Genomic DNA, 16,996 nt, shown 5'->3' on the forward strand with positions numbered 1-16,996 from the left:
GGGGTTGGTCTCCTTGCCGGTCGGGCCTGGGACGGTCGATTTCCTGTGACGTACTGAGCAACGGCCATCGTATGCGAGGACCCCGCCGGCCCGGGAGCCCGCTGTAACGGGGACCGTGTGCTCCTTCATCCAGCTTCCGGTCTGCTGTCATCGGGTTCAACGTCCGGGCACCGCGGATGGTGCCGCACCCGTCGGCGAATCGCGCGAAAAGTGACCGTCTGTTCACGCACGGCAAAAAGTTGGCGCCCACCGCGGACCGCCGCGCAGAATCGGCCGATGGAACCTGTCACGCTCACCACCGGCCGCCTCGTCCTGCGCACGGTGGGCCCCCAGGACACCGAGGCCGTGTACGCCGCCGCGCAGGATCCCGACATCCAGCGCTGGACCACGATCCCCTCGCCCTACCTCCACGAGCACGCACGGAGCTTCACGGAGCAGATGGTCCCCGACGGCTGGGCGAACGCCTCGATGTTCACCTTCGGCCTCTTCCTCCCCGCCGGGGACCTGGTGGGAATGCTCGGCGTCACGATGATCTCCCTGGGCGTCGGCGAGATCGGGTTCTGGGGTGCCAAGGAACACCGCGGCCACGGCTACGTCACGGAGGCCGCCGTCCGCGTCTCCCGCTGGGCCTTCACCGAGCGCGCGATCGACCGCCTGGAGTGGCGTGCCGAGGTCGGCAACACGGCATCCCGCGCGGTGGCCCAGCGCGCGGGCTACACCATGGAGGGCACGCTGCGCTCCGCGATCAACAACAAGGGCACCCGCCGCGACGCCTGGATCGGCTCCCTCCTCCCCTCGGACCTCTCCCTCCCGTCGACGGCCCCGTACCTGCCCGCACGAACCTGACCGGCGCCTGCCGCGGCGCCGCCCACTGTCAGACCCACCCCCTATCGTGCCGACGTATGACGACCCTCCCGCCCCCCAGCACGGAACTCTCCGCCGACGAGGCCCGCCGCATCGCCCTCCGCGCACAGGGCTTCCTCGGCGCCCCCGACCGCCGCGCGGGCGTCCGCGGCGTCCTCCGTCATCTGGGCGCGGTGCAGCTCGACACCATCTCCGTCCTCGCCCGCTCCCACGAACTCATCCCGTACGCCCGCCTGGGCGCGGTGGGCCGCAAGACCGTCGAGGACGCCTACTGGAGAGACGCCCACGCCTTCGAGTACTGGTCCCACGCCGCCTGCATCCTCCCCATCGAGGAGTGGCCCCACTTCGCCTTCCGCCGCCGCGCCTACCGCAGCCGCCCGCACTGGAACCACCACCTCCCCGACGGGGTCTACGACCAGGTCGTCAAGCAGCTCCGCGCCGAGGGCCCCCTCACAGCGACGGACCTGGGCGGCGCGAAGAAGACCAGCGAGTGGTGGGACTGGTCGGGCACGAAGGTCGCCGTCGAGCGCGCGCTCATGTACGGCGAGGTGGTCTGCGTCGAGCGCCGCGGCTGGAAGCGGGTGTACGACCTGGCCGAGCGCGCCGTCCCCGCCGCGCTGCTGCACGACGACCTGGACGACACCGAGTGCCTGCGCCGCCTGGTCCGGCTGGCCGGTCGGTCCCTCGGCGTCGGCACGCGCGCGGACATCGCGGACTACCACCGCCTCAAGGCCGAGCAGGTCGACGCGGTGATCGCCGACTCGGGCCTGGTCCCGGTCGCGGTGGAGGGCTGGGGCCGACCGGCCTGGGCGGACCCGGAGGCCCTGCTGACACCCCCGCGCGGCCGTCACCGCACGACGCTGCTCTCGCCCTTCGACTCCTTGATCTGGGAGCGTGCCCGCACCGAGCGGATCTTCGGCTTCACCCACCGCCTGGAGGCCTACGTGCCCAGGCAGAAGCGGGTGCACGGCTACTTCGCGATGCCTGTCCTGGCCGGTGGCCGGCTCGTCGGCCGAGTGGACCCGGCGCGCGAGGGACGCACCCTGGTCGCCAAGCAGGTCACACTGGACGGCCCCAAGGCCGCGGCGCCGGTGGCGCAGGCCCTGGTCGAGGCGGCGGGCTGGGTGGACTGCACGGACGTACGGGTGGACCGGGTCGACGCTCCGGAGCTGCGCGAGGCACTCACGACAGAACTGGCCCGCCTGCTCGCCTGACCGCGCCGACCGCTGCGGCCTCGGCCTTCAGCGGATCTCGAGGATCTTCTCCCGCATCGCGTAGACCACCGCCTCCATCCTGGAGTGCAGCTGCAGTTTCTCCAGGATGTTGCGCACGTGGTTCTTCACGGTGTTCTCCGAGATGAACAGTTCCTTGGCGATGTCCCGGTTGTTCATTCCCGTGGCGACGAGCTTGAGGACTTCGATCTCGCGGTCCGTGAGCCGCGGCGCGGGCACCAGCCGGCGTTCGTCGGTCCGCTGGATCATCGACTTGAACTCGGTGAGGAGTTTCGACGCCATGGAAGGGCTGATCTGCGACTGCCCGTCGGCCACCGCGCGAATGGCGGTGGCCACCTCGTCCGTCGAGATCTCCTTGAGCAGGTAACCCGTCGCCCCTGCCTTGATCGCGTCGTAGAGGTCGGCCTCCTCGTCGCTGATCGTCAGCATGATGATCTTCGCGCTGGGGGCCACCTCCTTGATGGAGGTGCAGGCCTCGATCCCGCCGCGCTTGGGCATCCGCACGTCCATGAGGACGATGTCCGGCAGCAGGTCGGCGGCCTTCTCCACCGCCTCGGCGCCGTCACCGGCCTCCCCGACGACCTGGATGTCCTCCTCGGCCGCCAGGACGATCTCCAGACCGCGGCGGAACAGGGCGTGGTCGTCCACGACCAGGACCCTGATCGGCTCCTTGCGCACGGAGGCCGCGTCCGGGCCCGTGCCGGCCGCCCGGTCGTCGATCCCGTCGTCGACGCCCTCGCCCCGCATCGGTCCGAAAGTCTCCGCCATGGTTCCTCCCCCTGAAGGCTGCGGCCCGTGGTCCTGAGCCATCGCCAACCCAGAGCAACGCCCCACCGGTTGGGCCGTTGCCGCCATGATTCCATGCCCGGCCGACACCGGGGTGACCAGCGGGCCACGAAGGGGTCGCACATCCTCGCGCACCGTCGCACACCGGTGCCCCTGGGGGCGCACACACGCTCCAGGGGCACCGGTTCCGCTGTCGTCCGGCGTCGTCAGCCGCCCAGCGCGTCGCCCGCCTCGGGAGCGTGCGCCTGGGTGACCATCGTGTCCGTGGTGAGGTGGATCACGCCGTAGTCGTAGGCGTGCCGCCGGTAGACGACGCTGGGTTCCTTCGTCTCGGAGTCGACGAACAGGTAGAAGTCGTGCCCGACCAGCTCCATCTCGTAGAGCGCCTGGTCCAGGCTCATCGGCGCGGCCACATGGGTCTTCTCGCGGACGACGAGCGGGCCGTCGCCCTGGACCTCGAGCGAGCCGATCTTCTTGGTGGGTACCGCGTCCTGCTGCTCCTCTGCGACGACCTCGCCGTTCCCGTTGAGCGTCGCAGCGCCGGGGACGTGGTCGGCGACCTCGGCCGCCGAGATCCGGCGTGCGCCGCGGCGCGAGAAGCGCTTGTCGTGCTGCTTGCGCAGCCGGGCACCGAGCTTCTCCGCCGCCAGGTCGAGCGCCGCGTACGGGTCGCTCGCCGCCGCCTCCGCCCGGATGACCGGACCGCGGGAGCGGAGCGTGATCTCCACTCGGTCACAACGATCGGCCTGCCGGGGGTTCGGCTCCTTGGACACCTCGACGTCGAGGCTGATCACCTTGCCATCGAGCTTCTGGATCTTCTCCAGCTTCAGCTTCTCGGCCACGTGCTTCCGGAACCGCTCGGGCACCTCGGTCTTGCGGCCCTTGACGACGATGTCCACGCAGAACTCCGTTCCCGGATCACTCCGCTTCGACGGCGGAGCATCTCCCTTTTGCACCAGGCCCCGGTCTATCCCGGGACCTCGGACTCGGTGACGTCCACCTCCTCCCCCGTGGGCGGGATCTCCACTCCACCAGTGCGGGTGATGACGGTGAAAACCCGCAGCACGGCATTCGGATTCAAGAGGTGTGGCCTGCTGCTTTGCCTCACAACCGAACATATCTCGCCCGGACGGATGTCGTCACCCTCTACCGCGGGGTACCTCCGTTCCGGTGAATTGATCCTCTCATCACCTGCAACGACATAAGTTCTCAGTCAGTTCCGGTTTATTTCGAAAGAATCTGGCGAAGCCGCGACCACCGCCGCGCAGATCACTTCACCGATCACGCCACCGCCTCCGTTCGGACCCGCCATTCGGGGCCCGGCCTTCCGTTCCTCTCTGCCTTCCCCTGCCGCCGGGGGATACACAGCCGATTTCGCCGTCCAGTACGTTCCCGGACCCGTCGTCCGCTCAGACAGGCGGGGCCCTTTTCCGGCCGTCGCCGCGCGCAGGGCCCGCGCCGCCTCCGTCAGCGACGCCCCGGTCGTCATCAGGTCGTCGACGAGGACGACCGGCCCGCCGCACAGCGGCAGGCCACCGCCGGGGACCACCGCGAGCGCGCCGGCCAGGTTCTCCATGCGCTGCCGGGCGTCGAGATCCGACTGGTCGGCCACGGGGCGGCGCTGCCGCAGCACGGGCACCACCCGGGCCGGGGTCCCGGTCCGCCGCAGCTCCCCCGCGGCCGCCAGAGCGATGCGCCGCGCCGGATCGTGTCCCCGCCTCCGCACCGACCGGCGGGGCGACGGCACGGGCACGAGCAGCACCGGGCACCGCGCGCGTACGGCCGCCTCCTCCGCACGGGCACCGGTCCGAGCCCCCCGGCCACGCGTCCACACCTCCGCGAGCCCCGCCCGCACCGCCCCGGCCAGGGCCACGCCGAGCGGTGCCGTGAGCGCCAGCACGCCCCGCTCCTTGTGGGCCAGCAGAGCGGCCCGCACCTCGTCCGCGTACCGCGCGGCCGCGTGCACCACCGGCAGCCCGGGCGGCTCCGGCACCGGCCGCACCCGGCTCGGCGCGGCCCCGCTCAGTGCCGTACGGCAGCGGGGGCACAGCACCGACCGGGCCCTGCCGCAGCCTCCGCACTCGGCCGGCAGCACCAGGTCCGTGAGGTCCCGCCACCATTCCCGCACGGCCCCACTGTGCCAACGCCCGCACGCCTCCACCAGGCCTGTGGAAAACGGCCTGTGGAAAACGGGGGATTGACCCGCGGGGACCGTCACCCCGGATAGACCGGCGCCGTTCCCTCCGTCACCTTCTGCCACTGCAGCCCGGACGGCAGCCGCACGATCAGGTCCTCCGAGTACGCCACCAACGGCAGCGTCTCGTCCTCGGTCGCGGCGATCTCCTTCACCCCGGTCAGCGCGGCGGGCACCGAGACCTCCGGGGTGGATCCGTCGACCTGGACGTACCCGATCTGCTGAACGCCCCCGCGCTCGCGTCCGACCACCACGAGCCGGCTGTCACCGGCCCAGGACATGGCCGTGACCTCCTCCAGCTCGGGAGTCGCGGAGCGCAGCTCGAGGACGGTGACCGCGGACTGACCGCCCGTCTTCCCGTCCCGTTCGATCCGCCCGATGAGCAGCGAGCGCTTGCCGTCCTTCTCCACGATCAGCGCGATCCGCACACCGTCGGCCGCCACCCGCACGGCCTGGATCCGCCCGTCCAGGCCCGGGGTCCGCACCTCCAGCGGCTCGCCCGCGCCCTCCTTCAGCAGCAGCAACCGGGGGTCGGCCGGGTCGCGGTCGGCGATCCACAGGTCGCCCTGGGCGTCCCAGCTCGGCGGTGTGAGCCGGTCCTGCTCCGCCTTGCCCTTGCTGACGAGCACGGGCTCACCGAGCGAGCCGCCCGACACCAGGGAGCCGACGTACAGCGACTTGTTGTCGAGGCCGACGGCGGCCGCGCTGTGCTCGTTGCGCGAGACCGCGACCGACCGCAGGCCCACCACGCCCTCGCCCAGCGCCCCGGGGACGGGCTCGGCCCGCGTCCCCTTGCTGCCGGCGGCGATGCGTACCAGGCGGTCCCGGTCGTCGACGAAGTACAGGTAGTCGGGCCGGTGGGCCGAGCCGCGCATCGCGACCGTCTCGGCCCGGTCCTCGGTGAGCGAGCACAGCTGCTCGCCACCCGCGCGCAGCTCGACCTCGTCCACCACCGGAGTGAGGCTCTGCACGGTGAACAGGAGCTGCGCCGCCATCTCGTCGCACTTGTCCCTGCCGACGCCTGCCGCCTTGTCGTTCAGCGGCACCGTCAGCTTGTTGTGGTCGTCGGGCGTCAGCGGGTCGGCGGTCTTCGCAAGCGCCGTACCCGTCGGGAAGCTCGACCTGACCACGGGCCCCAGCAGCCGCGTCGGCCCGCTGAACAGGGACTCCACCACCTGGGTCATCGGGTCCACGAGTCGGCGCACGTACACGGGGTCGGCGACGGCCGCCGGCTGCCGGCTGGTGCCGGCCCGCGTGGTGGGAGAGGTGTTCGAGGCGAAGAAGTACTTGTTGAGGGACATGTAGGTGCGCTGGAAGTCCGACTTGCCCATGATGACGCCCTGCGGCAGCACGTCGATGCGCCACTGCCGGTTCTTGCCCGCCCGGGTGAGGTGGACCGACTCCCGGTACTCCCCCTCCGCCGGCGTGTACGACTGCTGCGCGTCCACCGTGGCGACCCGCGTGCCGGTCAGGGTGACCGAGTAGTCGTTGGCCTCCTCCCGGTTCCCCGAGTGGTCGGTCTCCGTTCCCGGCCCGCCCGCCAGCACCGTCGTCGACCGCTGGGGCCGCCAGGTCTTGGCCGCCTCACCCGTCAGGTACTTGCGCGCCGTCTCGTACTGCGGATCGTTGCTGGTCAGCGCCTCCAGGAAGCCCTGGACGATCTCCGTGGGCGGGGCGTCCTCCCGCGGCGGCATCGCGAACACCCGCACCTGGGGGTCCTGCCGCGGCGTGGAGTCCACCCCGCGCAGGTCCCCGCTGTCGGGCATGGACGCACACCCCGCCAGCAGTACGACGCCGCAGACCGCGTACGTCACCGCGCGTGCCGGCCGCCGGCCGCTTTCCCCGCGGTCAGCGCCCACGAGTTGCCTCCCCTTGCCTGCTCGGTTCCTCCGGCCCGGCGTCCGGGCGGCTCGCCGCCTCCGGCGCGGGCCCGTCGTCCTGCCTCCGGGCGCCCGCCTGGGGCCGGGGCACCACGCGTGCGCCGTTGCCGGGCAGCGCCGTCGGGTCCGCGGTGGCTGCCGCCGTCGCCGGCCGCGAGGGAATCGGGCCCCGCGCGGACGCCGGGGTCGCCTGACCGGCCGACGTCTGTGCCGGAACGGTGGCCGCCTTCTCCGCGTCCCGCGGCGCGGCGGCCTCACCGAGACCGGCGTCCCCCAGCCCGCGGTTGCGCCGCGAGTCCGTCGGCTCCAGCGGTATCGGCGAGCCCCGCAGCGGTTCGTCGGCGGTCCTGGGCAGCGTCAGCCGGAACTGCGAGCCACCGCCCGGCTCGCCCCAGGCCTGCAGCCAGCCGCCGTGCAGGCGCGCGTCCTCCAGGGCGATCGACAGGCCGAGCCCCGTGCCGCCGGTGGTACGCGCGCGTGCCGGGTCGGCCCGCCAGAAGCGGCTGAAGACCCGGGTGGCCTCGCCCGGCTTGAGTCCGACGCCGTAGTCGCGCACCGCCACGGCGACGGCACCGCCGGCCGCGGCGAGCTTGACGACCACGTCGTTGCCCTCGCCGTGCTCGACGGCGTTGACGACGAGGTTGCGCAGGACGCGCTCCACGCGCCGGGCGTCCGCCTCGGCGACGACGGGCTGCTGGTCGCCGACCACGCGTATCCGCGTGCCCTTGCGCTCCGCGAGCGGCTCGGCCCCGCTGACGACCCGCCGTACGACCTCCCGGAGGTCTGTCGCGTCGGCCTCCAGCGCCGCCGCGCCCGCGTCGAAGCGGCTGATCTCCAGCAGGTCCGCGAGCAGCGTCTCGAACCGGTCCAGCTGGTCGGCGAGGAGTTCCGCCGACCGCGCGGTCACCGGATCGAAGTCCACGCGCGCGTCATGGATGACGTCGGCCGCCATCCGCACGGTCGTCAGCGGCGTCCGCAGCTCGTGCGACACGTCCGAGACGAACCGCCGCTGCATCCGTGACAGGTCCTCAAGCTGGCTGATCTTCAACTGCAGGTTCTGCGCCATCTTGTTGAAGGCCTCGCCGAGCCGCGCGATGTCGTCCTCGCCGGTGACCTTCATCCGTTCCTGCAGCCGCCCGGCGGACAGCCGCTCGGCGACGCCGGCCGCCATCCGTACGGGCGTGACGACCTGGCGCACCACGAGCCAGGCGATGGCCCCGAGCAGGACGACGACGAAGAGCCCGGCCGTCGCCAGGGTGCCCCTGACCAGGCTGAGGGACTTCTCCTCCTGCGTGAGCGGGAACAGGTAGTACAGCTGGTACGGCTCACCGTTCGGGTCGTTGACCTGCTTGCCGATGACCAGGCCGGGCTGGGAGGGCTGGCCGTAGTCGTAGACGATCCGGGTGTAGCTCTGTGCCGCCGCCGTGCTGCTGTCGATCCGCTCCCGGAGCTCCTCCGGCACACTGGCCGACCAGTTGACCACACCGGAGGCGCGCGGGCCGCGTCCGCTGCCTCCTTCCCCGCCCATGGGCAGGGTGACCACGTCGAAGGCGCCCTGGCCGCCGCTGGAGAGCGACTTCACCAGCTCACTCATCCACTGGATGACGTTCTGCGAGGGACGGCCGTCCCCGACGGGCGCGCCGTCGTCACCCGTGACGCCCGCATCTTCCTCGGCCCGCTGCTTGGCCACCGCGAATCCGCCGGTGGCCTGGCTCTGGGACGCCTTCACCTTAGCGTCCAGCAGGCCGTTGCGGACCTGCCCGATCACGACGAAGCCGAGCAGCAGCACCACGCCCAGCGACATCAGCAGTGTGGTGACGACGACCTTGAGCTGGATATTGCGCCGCCACAGCCGCATGACGGGCAGCAGCGGCCGGCGCACCCAGCGCATGAACAGCCGGAGCACCGGGCTGCCCTGGACCCCGCCGTTCAGCAGCCCGCCCTCCAGCAGACGGCTCCAGCGGGAACCTGCGGGCGGGGGGCCGACAGGCCGTCCGGCGCGGGCCCCGGACCGGCCGGGCGCCGAAGCGGCACTGTCCCTGCTCATGTCAGCTCGGCCCGGCCTTGTAACCGACGCCACGGACGGTCACCACGATCTCCGGCTTCTCCGGGTCCTTCTCGACCTTGGAACGCAGCCGCTGCACGTGCACGTTGACCAGTCGGGTGTCGGCCGCGTGCCGGTAGCCCCAGACCTGCTCGAGGAGCACCTCCCGCGTGAACACCTGCCACGGCTTGCGGGCCAGCGCCACCAGCAGGTCGAACTCCAGCGGCGTCAGCGCGATCGACTGGCCGTCCCGCTTCACGGAGTGACCGGCCACGTCGATGACCAGGTCGCCTATCGCAAGCTGCTCCGGTGCCGGCTCCTCGGACCTCCGCAGGCGCGCCCGGATACGGGCGACCAGCTCCTTCGGCTTGAACGGCTTCACGATGTAGTCGTCGGCGCCCGACTCCAGCCCCACCACGACGTCGACGGTGTCACTCTTCGCCGTCAGCATCACGATCGGCACACCCGACTCCGCCCTGATCAGGCGGCACACCTCGATGCCGTCCCGGCCGGGCAGCATCAGGTCGAGCAGCACCAGGTCGGGCTTGGTCTCCCGGAAGGCGGCCAGCGCCTTGTCGCCGTCGGCTACGAACGATGGCTCAAAACCCTCACCACGCAGCACAATGCCGAGCATCTCGGCCAGTGCGGTGTCGTCGTCGACGACAAGGACTCGTCCCTTCATAAACGCCATCATCCCATTAGCTAATCGTGACCTGGCGTGACCTGGCACACAGCTCGGCGAGGGCCCCGGCGGTCACGGGCGAGACCGCGCCCTCCTCGGTGACGATGGCCGTCACCAGCTCGGGCGGAGTAACGTCGAACGCCGGGTTGTACGCCTGGGTCCCCAGGGGTGCCACCGGAATCCCGCCTCCCGCTCCCGTCACCGGCACCTGCGGTGCTGTGACCTCGGTCACTTCGTATCCGGGGCGCTGTTCGACCTCGACGGACGCCCCGTCCGCCGTGTCCGGGTCCACCGTCGTGACCGGTGCCACCACGATGAACGGCACATGGTGGTACCGCGCGAGCACGGCGAGCGGGTAGCTGCCCACCTTGTTCGCGACCGAACCGTCGGCCGCGATGCGGTCCGCACCGATCAGCACCGCGTCCACCTCACCCGCCGCGAACAGCGAACCGGCCGCGTTGTCGGTGAGCAAGGTGTACGGCATGTCGTTGCGCGCCGCCTCGTAAGCCGTCAGGCGAGCACCTTGCAGCAACGGACGCGTTTCGTCCACCCACAGGCGCCGAAGCCGTCCCGCCCGGTGCGCGGCGAGCGCCACCGCGAAGGCCGTACCCTCGCCTCCCGACACCAGCGAACCGGTGTTGCAGTGCGTGAGGACCCGGTGCCCGCCCGCGGGCAGCAGCTCGTCCAGCAGCGCCAGCCCGTGCGCGGCCATCCGGGCGCTGGCCTCGGCGTCCTCCCGGTGCAGTGCCCGCGCGGCGGCCAGCGCCGCCGCGGCGGCCCGACCGGCGTCACCGGTCCTGGCGAGCGCCTCCTGGTGGGCGGCCCGGGCCCGGCGTACGCCGGCGGCGAGGTTCACCGCCGTCGGGCGGGTCCCCGCGAGCGCGTCCGCGGCCTCGGCCACGTCGAAGCCCCGGACGGCGGCGAGCGCGACGCCGTAGGCTCCCGCGATGCCGAGCAGCGGAGCCCCGCGCACGGCGAGCGAACGGATCGCCTCCACGAGCGCGGGAGCATCCGTGCAGACCAGCTCCACCTCCTCGGCCGGCAGCCTGGTCTGGTCCAGCAGGACCAGCACCGGGCCCTCGGGAGGTTCCTCCCAGCGCAGTGCCGGGATCCCGGTCGGCCGTTTGTCCTCGCCGCTTCGCGCGTCCTGATCAGCCATGCGGTCAGTCTGCCCCCTGTCCGGCGGACAATTGAAGGTGCGCACCCCATACCGCGCCCGGTCCGCACCGGAGCACCCCATGGCACGATGGCTGCCAACCTGCCGCCGCGACCGCGGACGGGCACCGTGAAGGAGCGACGATGAACGACACTCCGGGCTGGGCCTCGCCCGGATCCGCCCCGTCCGACGGGCGGGAGCCCGGCGCGTCCGGCCCCGCCGACCGCCCCGACCAGCCCGCGCAGCCCGCGGACCAGCCGGGCACGGAGGCGACGGGCCCCGGCACGAAGTGGTCCAAGGAGCAGCCGCCCCCCGGCCAGTGGTCCGCCCCCTCGGGCCCCGGACAGGCTCCGCCTCCGCCCCCGCCCAACGCGGGCTGGGGCACCCCGCCTCCCGGAGGTCCCGGCGGCGGCTACGGCGGCGGCTACGGCGGTTACGTTCCCCCCGGTGGCCACGGCGGCTGGGGAGGCGGCTGGGGCGGTCCCCCGCCCGCGGCCAAGCCCGGCGTGATCCCGCTCCGCCCGCTGGGCGTCGGCGAGATCCTCGACGGCGCCGTCTCCACCATGCGCACCTACTGGCGCACGGTTCTCGGCATCTCGCTGACCGTCGCGGTCTTCACGGAGATCATCGTCGTGCTGCTCCAGGGCCTCGTCCTGGACGACGTCGGCTCGGAGGCCCTCAACGACCCCGACGCCACGCTGAGCGAACTCGGCGACGCCATGGCCGACACCACGGTCAACTCGGGTGTCATCTTCCTGATCTCCCTGATCGGCACCGTCCTGGCCACCGCCCTGCTGACGACCGTCACCAGCCGCGCCGTACTCGGCAGGAAGGTGACCATGGGCGAGGCCTGGCGGGACGCCCGCCCGCAGGTGCTCAGGCTGTTCGGCCTGATCGTCCTGCTCCTGCTGATCGTCGCCGGTATCGTCACGGCCGGCATGGCCCCGGGCCTCGTGGTCGCGGCCACGGGCGCCGGCGGGGCCGGCCTGGCCCTGACCATCCTGGGCTTCCTCGCGAGCGGCGTCGTCGCGGTGTGGCTCATGGTCCGCTTCTCGCTGGCTTCCCCGGCGCTGATGCTGGAGAAGCAGGGCATCAAGAAGGCGATGAGCCGTTCCACGAAGCTGGTGCGCGGCTCCTGGTGGCGGGTCTTCGGCATCCAGCTGCTCGCGACGATCATCGCGAACGTCGTCGCGTCGATCATCGTGATCCCCTTCGCCTTCCTGGCCGCGGCCCTCAGCGGCGACGGCGTCGGCGGCTTCATCGAAGGCACCGGGAACCTCGGCTGGACCTTCCTCATCGTCAGCGGGATCGGTTCCGTGATCGGCTCGATGATCACGTTCCCGATCACGGCGGGCGTCACCGTGCTGCTCTACATCGACCAGCGCATCCGCCGCGAGGCCCTCGACCTGGAGCTGGCCCGCGCCGCCGGAGCCCAGGGAAACGGCGCTCCCGGCGCCATCCCGGGGAGCTGATGCGGTGAGCCGGGCGGGGGGAATCATCACGGAGGTGCTGTCCCGCACCGCCGCACGGACGGTGCCGCACACCGGCGGCCGCCCCGTGCTGTCGCTGCCGCACTCCGGCGACGAACCGCCGGTGACCGTCCCGCGCGACCCGGCGCGAGAGGCCGCGCGGCGAGAGCTGTCCAAGCGGATGTACCACGAGAACGACCCCAGCTGGTTCCAACGGGCCCTGAACGCCTTCTGGGACTGGATCGGCGAGCTGTTCAACCGCGCGTCCACCGCGACACCCGGTGGAACACTCGGGCTGATCGTCATCATCGTGGCCGTCCTGGCCGTGCTGGGTGCCCTCTGGTGGCGCCTGGGCACTCCCCGCCGCACGCCGGTCTCCGCCCCCGCCCTGTTCGACGACCGCCCCCGCAGCGCCGCCGACCACCGGGCCGCGGCCGACGCGCACGCCGCCCAGAGCCACTGGAACCAGGCCGTCCAGGAACGCATGCGGGCCATCGTCCGCGCCCTGGAGGAACGCGCCCTCCTCGACGTCCGTCCCGGCCGTACCGCCGACGAGGCCGCCCGCGAGGCGGGCCGCGCCCTGCCAGACCACGGCGGGCGGCTGCGCGCCGCCGCCCGGGACTTCGACGACGTCACGTACGGCGGACGTCCCGGCACCGAGCAGTCGTACCGGCGACTCACCGAACTCGACCGCGACCTGGAACGCAGCAAGCCGCAACTGGCGACCAGCGCGGCCGGCGGGACGGCCGACGCCCCGGACCGCGACACCCGCCCGGGAGCCGCCGAATGACCACCGAGGCCACGCTTCCCACCACCTCGGCCTCGCCCAGCGCCCGCCAGGTGTGGACCCGCGCCCGGGGCATCGCCCTCGCGCTCGTCGTCCTGCTCGCCGGCGCCGTCGCGATCGCCGTCGTCCGCTCCGACGCCCGGCACGGCGAACTCGACCCGCGCTCCGCCGACCCCTACGGCAGCCGGGCCGTCGCCGAACTCCTCGCCGACCGGGGCGTGTCCACCCGCGTGGTCACCACCCTCGACGACGCCCGCGCCGCCGCCGGCCCCGACACCACCCTGCTGGTCGCCGTCCCCGACCTCCTGACCGAACGCCAGCAGACACAGCTGCACTCCGCCACCGAAGGCTCCGGCGGCCGCACCCTCCTCGTGGCCCCGGGCGGCCCCGCCGTCGAACGCCTCGCCCCCGGCGTCACCGCCGACCCCGCCCTCAGCCTCGACTCGACACTGGCCCCCGCCTGCGACCTGCCCGCCGCCCGCCGCGCCGGCACCGCCGACACGGGCGGCATCCGCTACAGCAGCAGCCACATCGAGGCCGACGCCTGCTACCCCAGCCGACGCCTGGCCACCCTGCTCCGCGTCCCCGACCCGTCGGGAGAGGCGGCCGGGGAGGGCGCCCCGGGCGACACCGTCGTCCTCGGCGCCCCCGACATCCTCTACAACAACCACCTCGACGAGCACGGCAACGCCTCGCTCGCCCTGCAACTCCTCGGCTCCCGCGACCACCTGGTCTGGTACCTCCCCTCGGTCTCCGACACCACGGCCCCGGACGACGAACGCAGCTTCTTCGACCTGCTCCCCTCCGGCTGGCTCTGGGGCACCCTGCAACTCTTCATCGCCGCGGCCCTCGCGGCCCTGTGGCGGGCACGCCGGCTCGGCCCCCTGGTGCCCGAAAAACTCCCCGTCGCGATCCGCGCCTCCGAAACCGCCGAAGGCCGCGCCCGTCTCTACCGCAAGGCCAACGCCCGCGACCGTGCGGCCACCGCTCTTCGCTCCGCTACCCGCACCCGTCTCGCCCCCCTCGTAGGCACCCCCGTCGCCCAGGCGCACACGCCCGAGGCCCTGCTCCCCGCCCTGTCCGCCCACCTCCACGGCGAACACGGCGACGGACAGTCCCTGCACACCCTCCTCTTCGGCCCGCCGCCCGGCGACGACGCGGCCCTCATCGTCCTCGCCGACCAACTCGACGCCCTCGAAAGGCAGGTACGTCGTCCATGATGGACCCGACCACTGACAACGCCGGGCAGACCGGGGACCCGGGCAACGCCCGCGCCGCCCTTGAAGCCCTGCGCGCCGAGATCGCCAAGGCCGTGGTCGGCCAGGACGCCGCCGTCACCGGCCTCGTCGTAGCGCTCCTGTGCCGCGGCCACGTCCTGCTCGAAGGCGTCCCCGGAGTCGCCAAGACCCTCCTCGTCCGCGCCCTGGCCGCCGCGACGGAACTCGACACCAAGCGCGTCCAGTTCACCCCGGACCTCATGCCGAGCGACGTGACCGGCTCCCTGGTCTACGACGCCCGCACCGCCGAGTTCTCCTTCCAGCCCGGCCCGGTCTTCACCAACCTCCTCCTCGCCGACGAGATCAACCGCACGCCGCCCAAGACCCAGTCGTCCCTCCTCGAAGCCATGGAGGAACGCCAGGTCACCGTCGACGGCACCCCCCGCCTCCTCCCGGAACCCTTCCTGGTCGCGGCGACCCAGAACCCGGTCGAATACGAGGGCACCTACCCCCTCCCGGAAGCCCAGCTGGACCGCTTCCTCCTCAAGCTCACCATCCCCCTCCCCTCCCGCCAGGACGAGATCGACGTCCTCACCCGCCACGCCTCCGGCTTCAACCCGCGCGACCTGCGCGCCGCCGGCGTACGCCCCGTCGCGAGCGCCGCCGACCTGGAGGCCGCCCGTGCGGAGGTCGCCAAGACGTCCGTCTCCCCGGAGATCACGGCCTACGTCGTCGACATCTGCCGCGCCACCCGCGAGTCGCCGTCCCTCACCCTCGGCGTCTCCCCGCGCGGAGCCACGGCGCTGCTCTCGACGGCCCGCGCGTGGGCATGGCTGACGGGCCGCGACTACGTCACCCCCGACGACGTGAAGGCCCTCGCCCTCCCCACCCTCCGCCACCGCGTCCAGCTCCGCCCGGAGGCCGAGATGGAAGGCGTGACCACGGACTCCGTGATCAACGCGATCCTCGCCCACGTCCCCGTCCCCCGCTGATGGCAGTCACCGGACGCGCCGCGCTCCTCGCGGCCCTGGGCTCCCTCCCGGTCGGCATCTGGGACCCGAGCTGGACCGGCATCCTCGCCGTCAACGGTCCGCTCGCCGTCGCCTGCGCCTGCGACTTCGCTCTGGCCGCCCCCGTACGACGCCTGCGCCTGACCCGCTCCGGCGACACCTCGACGCGCCTGGGCGACACCGCCGACGTCACCCTGACGGTCACCAACCCGTCCAGCCGCCCGCTCCGGGCCCACCTGCGAGACGCCTGGCCCCCCAGCAGCTGGCAGCGGGGCACGGAGACGGCGGCCTCCCGCCACCGAGTGACGGTGCCCGCCGGTGAACGCCGACGCGTCACCACCCGCCTGCGCCCGACCCGCCGGGGCGACCGGCAGGCCGACCGGGTCACCATCCGCTCCTTCGGCCCCCTGGGCCTCTTCACCCGCCAGGGCACTCACCGCGTCCCCTGGACGGTGCGTGTCCTTCCTCCCTTCACCAGCCGCAAGCACCTCCCCTCCAAGCTCTCCCGCCTTCGTGAACTCGACGGCCGCACCAGCGTGCTCACCCGTGGGCAGGGAACGGAGTTCGACAGCCTGCGCGAGTACGTCCCCGGGGACGACACCCGTTCCATCGACTGGCGCGCCACGGCCCGCCAGTCCGCCGTCGCCGTACGCACCTGGCGCCCCGAACGTGACCGGCACATCCTGCTCGTCCTCGACACCGGCCGCACCTCCGCCGGTCGCGTCGGCGACGCCCCGCGCCTCGACGCGTCCATGGACGCCGCCCTGCTCCTGGCCGCACTGGCCTCCCGCGCCGGCGACCGCGTCGACCTTCTCGCATACGACCGTCGCGTACGCGCCCTCGTCCAGGGGCGCACGGCGGGCGACGTACTCCCTTCCCTGGTCAACACGATGGCGACCCTGGAACCGGAGCTCGTGGAGACCGACGCACGCGGTCTCACCGCCACCGCGCTCCGGTCCGCCCCCCGACGCTCCCTGATCGTCCTCCTGACCACACTCGACGCGGCCCCGATCGAAGAGGGCCTCCTGCCCGTCCTGCCGCAACTCACCCAGCGCCACACCGTCCTCGTGGCGTCGGTGGCCGATCCGCACATCTCCCGGATGGCCAAGGCCCGTGGGGACACGGACGCCGTCTATGGAGCCGCGGCGGCGGCGCAGGCACAGGCAGAGCGGTACCGCACCGCGGAGCAACTCCGCCGGCACGGGGTCTCGGTCGTCGACGCGACCCCTGACGAACTGGCCCCGGCCCTGGCCGACGCCTATCTGGAGCTCAAGGCGACAGGACGCCTGTGAACGGCGAAACGGCGGGCCCCTCCCGCCCCGCCACCCCAGCGGTTCTTACCCCTGAAATGCAGAAAGCCCCGCACCGTTCCCGGTGCGGGGCTCTCTCGCAATAATTGTTCGGCGGCGTCCTACTCTCCCACAGGGTCCCCCCTGCAGTACCATCGGCGCTGTAAGGCTTAGCTTCCGGGTTCGGAATGTAACCGGGCGTTTCCCCTACGCTATGACCACCGAAACACTATGAAACTCTCAACCGCACCGTCCGTGACCATGGACGGGGTTGTTCGTGGTTTCAGAACCAACACAGTGGACGCGAGCAACTGAGGACAAGCCCTCGGCCTATTAGTACCAGTCAACTCCACACCTTACGGCGCTTCCATATCTGGCCTATCAAC

The 16,996-nt window shown here is 72.4% G+C and carries 14 protein-coding genes and 1 rRNA gene; 7 read left to right on the forward strand and 8 right to left on the reverse strand.

The features are described 5' to 3' along the window. Positions 1-276 precede the first annotated feature (276 nt). The gene (locus ACFW47_RS05075; protein WP_386288499.1) at positions 277-846 is read left to right on the forward strand and encodes a GNAT family N-acetyltransferase; all 570 of its coding nucleotides are present in this window, start codon (positions 277-279) and stop codon (positions 844-846) included. Positions 847-902: 56 nt separating this feature from the next. Further along, positions 903-2,078 carry a winged helix-turn-helix domain-containing protein gene (locus ACFW47_RS05080; protein WP_386288497.1) on the forward strand — a complete coding sequence of 392 codons (1,176 nt, stop codon included), beginning with the start codon at positions 903-905 and terminating at the stop codon, positions 2,076-2,078. A 27-nt stretch (positions 2,079-2,105) separates the two neighbouring features. Here ACFW47_RS05080 and ACFW47_RS05085 read toward each other — a convergent pair whose 3' ends face one another. The 7 genes from ACFW47_RS05085 to mtnA all read right to left on the reverse strand — a co-directional run bounded on the left by ACFW47_RS05085 (position 2,106) and on the right by mtnA (position 10,841). Continuing rightward, on the reverse strand, positions 2,106-2,864 hold the full coding sequence (locus tag ACFW47_RS05085; protein ID WP_386288495.1) for a response regulator: 759 nt from the start codon (positions 2,862-2,864) through the stop codon (positions 2,106-2,108). A gap of 224 nt (positions 2,865-3,088) precedes the next feature. Beyond that, positions 3,089-3,781, reverse strand: coding sequence for a ribosome hibernation-promoting factor, HPF/YfiA family (hpf, locus tag ACFW47_RS05090; protein WP_386288493.1), 693 nt, complete (start codon positions 3,779-3,781; stop codon positions 3,089-3,091). A gap of 314 nt (positions 3,782-4,095) precedes the next feature. Next, positions 4,096-5,010: a ComF family protein gene (locus ACFW47_RS05095; protein ID WP_386304799.1), complete on the reverse strand. Its 915-nt coding sequence runs from the start codon at positions 5,008-5,010 to the stop codon at positions 4,096-4,098. Between the two features lie 86 nt (positions 5,011-5,096). Then, entirely contained in the window at positions 5,097-6,935 is a 1,839-nt protein-coding gene (locus tag ACFW47_RS05100; RefSeq protein ID WP_386288489.1) for an LpqB family beta-propeller domain-containing protein, read from the reverse strand. Further along, positions 6,925-9,003 (reverse strand): MtrAB system histidine kinase MtrB, encoded by a 2,079-nt coding sequence (gene mtrB / locus ACFW47_RS05105; RefSeq protein WP_386288487.1) that lies wholly within the window; start codon positions 9,001-9,003, stop codon positions 6,925-6,927. Before mtrB ends, ACFW47_RS05100 begins: the two co-directional genes overlap by 11 nt. A 1-nt stretch (position 9,004) precedes the next feature. After that, positions 9,005-9,694 carry a two-component system response regulator MtrA gene (gene mtrA, locus ACFW47_RS05110; RefSeq protein WP_191862447.1) on the reverse strand — a complete coding sequence of 230 codons (690 nt, stop codon included), beginning with the start codon at positions 9,692-9,694 and terminating at the stop codon, positions 9,005-9,007. 4 nt (positions 9,695-9,698) lie between these two features. Next, on the reverse strand, positions 9,699-10,841 hold the full coding sequence (mtnA, locus tag ACFW47_RS05115; RefSeq protein ID WP_386288485.1) for an S-methyl-5-thioribose-1-phosphate isomerase: 1,143 nt from the start codon (positions 10,839-10,841) through the stop codon (positions 9,699-9,701). Positions 10,842-10,981: 140 nt separating this feature from the next. On the opposite strand from mtnA, the gene ACFW47_RS05120 reads away from it, so the two are divergent. The 5 genes from ACFW47_RS05120 to ACFW47_RS05140 are packed head-to-tail and all read left to right on the forward strand — an operon-like array spanning position 10,982 to position 16,613. Then, on the forward strand, positions 10,982-12,310 hold the full coding sequence (locus tag ACFW47_RS05120) for a glycerophosphoryl diester phosphodiesterase membrane domain-containing protein (protein WP_386304801.1): 1,329 nt from the start codon (positions 10,982-10,984) through the stop codon (positions 12,308-12,310). Positions 12,311-12,314: 4 nt separating this feature from the next. After that, positions 12,315-13,097, forward strand: a complete 783-nt coding sequence (locus ACFW47_RS05125; RefSeq protein ID WP_386304803.1) for a DUF4129 domain-containing protein — start codon at positions 12,315-12,317, stop codon at positions 13,095-13,097. Continuing rightward, the gene (locus tag ACFW47_RS05130) at positions 13,094-14,314 is read left to right on the forward strand and encodes a DUF4350 domain-containing protein (RefSeq protein WP_386304804.1); all 1,221 of its coding nucleotides are present in this window, start codon (positions 13,094-13,096) and stop codon (positions 14,312-14,314) included. The genes ACFW47_RS05125 and ACFW47_RS05130 overlap by 4 nt, the downstream gene beginning before the upstream one ends. Beyond that, positions 14,314-15,303 (forward strand): AAA family ATPase, encoded by a 990-nt coding sequence (locus tag ACFW47_RS05135; protein ID WP_386288479.1) that lies wholly within the window; start codon positions 14,314-14,316, stop codon positions 15,301-15,303. The genes ACFW47_RS05130 and ACFW47_RS05135 overlap by 1 nt, the downstream gene beginning before the upstream one ends. Next, on the forward strand, positions 15,303-16,613 hold the full coding sequence (locus ACFW47_RS05140) for a DUF58 domain-containing protein (protein ID WP_386288477.1): 1,311 nt from the start codon (positions 15,303-15,305) through the stop codon (positions 16,611-16,613). The genes ACFW47_RS05135 and ACFW47_RS05140 overlap by 1 nt, the downstream gene beginning before the upstream one ends. Before the next feature lie 106 nt (positions 16,614-16,719). On the opposite strand, the gene rrf is transcribed toward ACFW47_RS05140, so the two are convergent. Next, positions 16,720-16,836: ribosomal RNA gene (rrf, locus tag ACFW47_RS05145) — 5S ribosomal RNA — on the reverse strand. Positions 16,837-16,996: the final 160 nt, after the last annotated feature.

This window comes from Streptomyces sp. NPDC058796 (assembly GCF_042745235.1).
GTDB lineage: Bacteria > Actinomycetota > Actinomycetes > Streptomycetales > Streptomycetaceae > Streptomyces.

Bases quoted from the DNA above. Each gene is read 5' to 3' on its own strand.
- ACFW47_RS05075 (WP_386288499.1), top strand. From the start codon at position 277: ATGGAACCTGTCACGCTCACCACCGGCCGCCTCGTCCTGCGCACGGTG.
- ACFW47_RS05080 (WP_386288497.1), top strand. From the start codon at position 903: ATGACGACCCTCCCGCCCCCCAGCACGGAACTCTCCGCCGACGAGGCC.
- ACFW47_RS05085 (WP_386288495.1), bottom strand. From the start codon at position 2,864: ATGGCGGAGACTTTCGGACCGATGCGGGGCGAGGGCGTCGACGACGGG.
- mtrB (WP_386288487.1), bottom strand. From the start codon at position 9,003: ATGAGCAGGGACAGTGCCGCTTCGGCGCCCGGCCGGTCCGGGGCCCGC.
- mtrA (WP_191862447.1), bottom strand. From the start codon at position 9,694: ATGATGGCGTTTATGAAGGGACGAGTCCTTGTCGTCGACGACGACACC.
- mtnA (WP_386288485.1), bottom strand. From the start codon at position 10,841: ATGGCTGATCAGGACGCGCGAAGCGGCGAGGACAAACGGCCGACCGGG.
- ACFW47_RS05120 (WP_386304801.1), top strand. From the start codon at position 10,982: ATGAACGACACTCCGGGCTGGGCCTCGCCCGGATCCGCCCCGTCCGAC.
- ACFW47_RS05130 (WP_386304804.1), top strand. From the start codon at position 13,094: ATGACCACCGAGGCCACGCTTCCCACCACCTCGGCCTCGCCCAGCGCC.
- ACFW47_RS05135 (WP_386288479.1), top strand. From the start codon at position 14,314: ATGGACCCGACCACTGACAACGCCGGGCAGACCGGGGACCCGGGCAAC.
- ACFW47_RS05140 (WP_386288477.1), top strand. From the start codon at position 15,303: ATGGCAGTCACCGGACGCGCCGCGCTCCTCGCGGCCCTGGGCTCCCTC.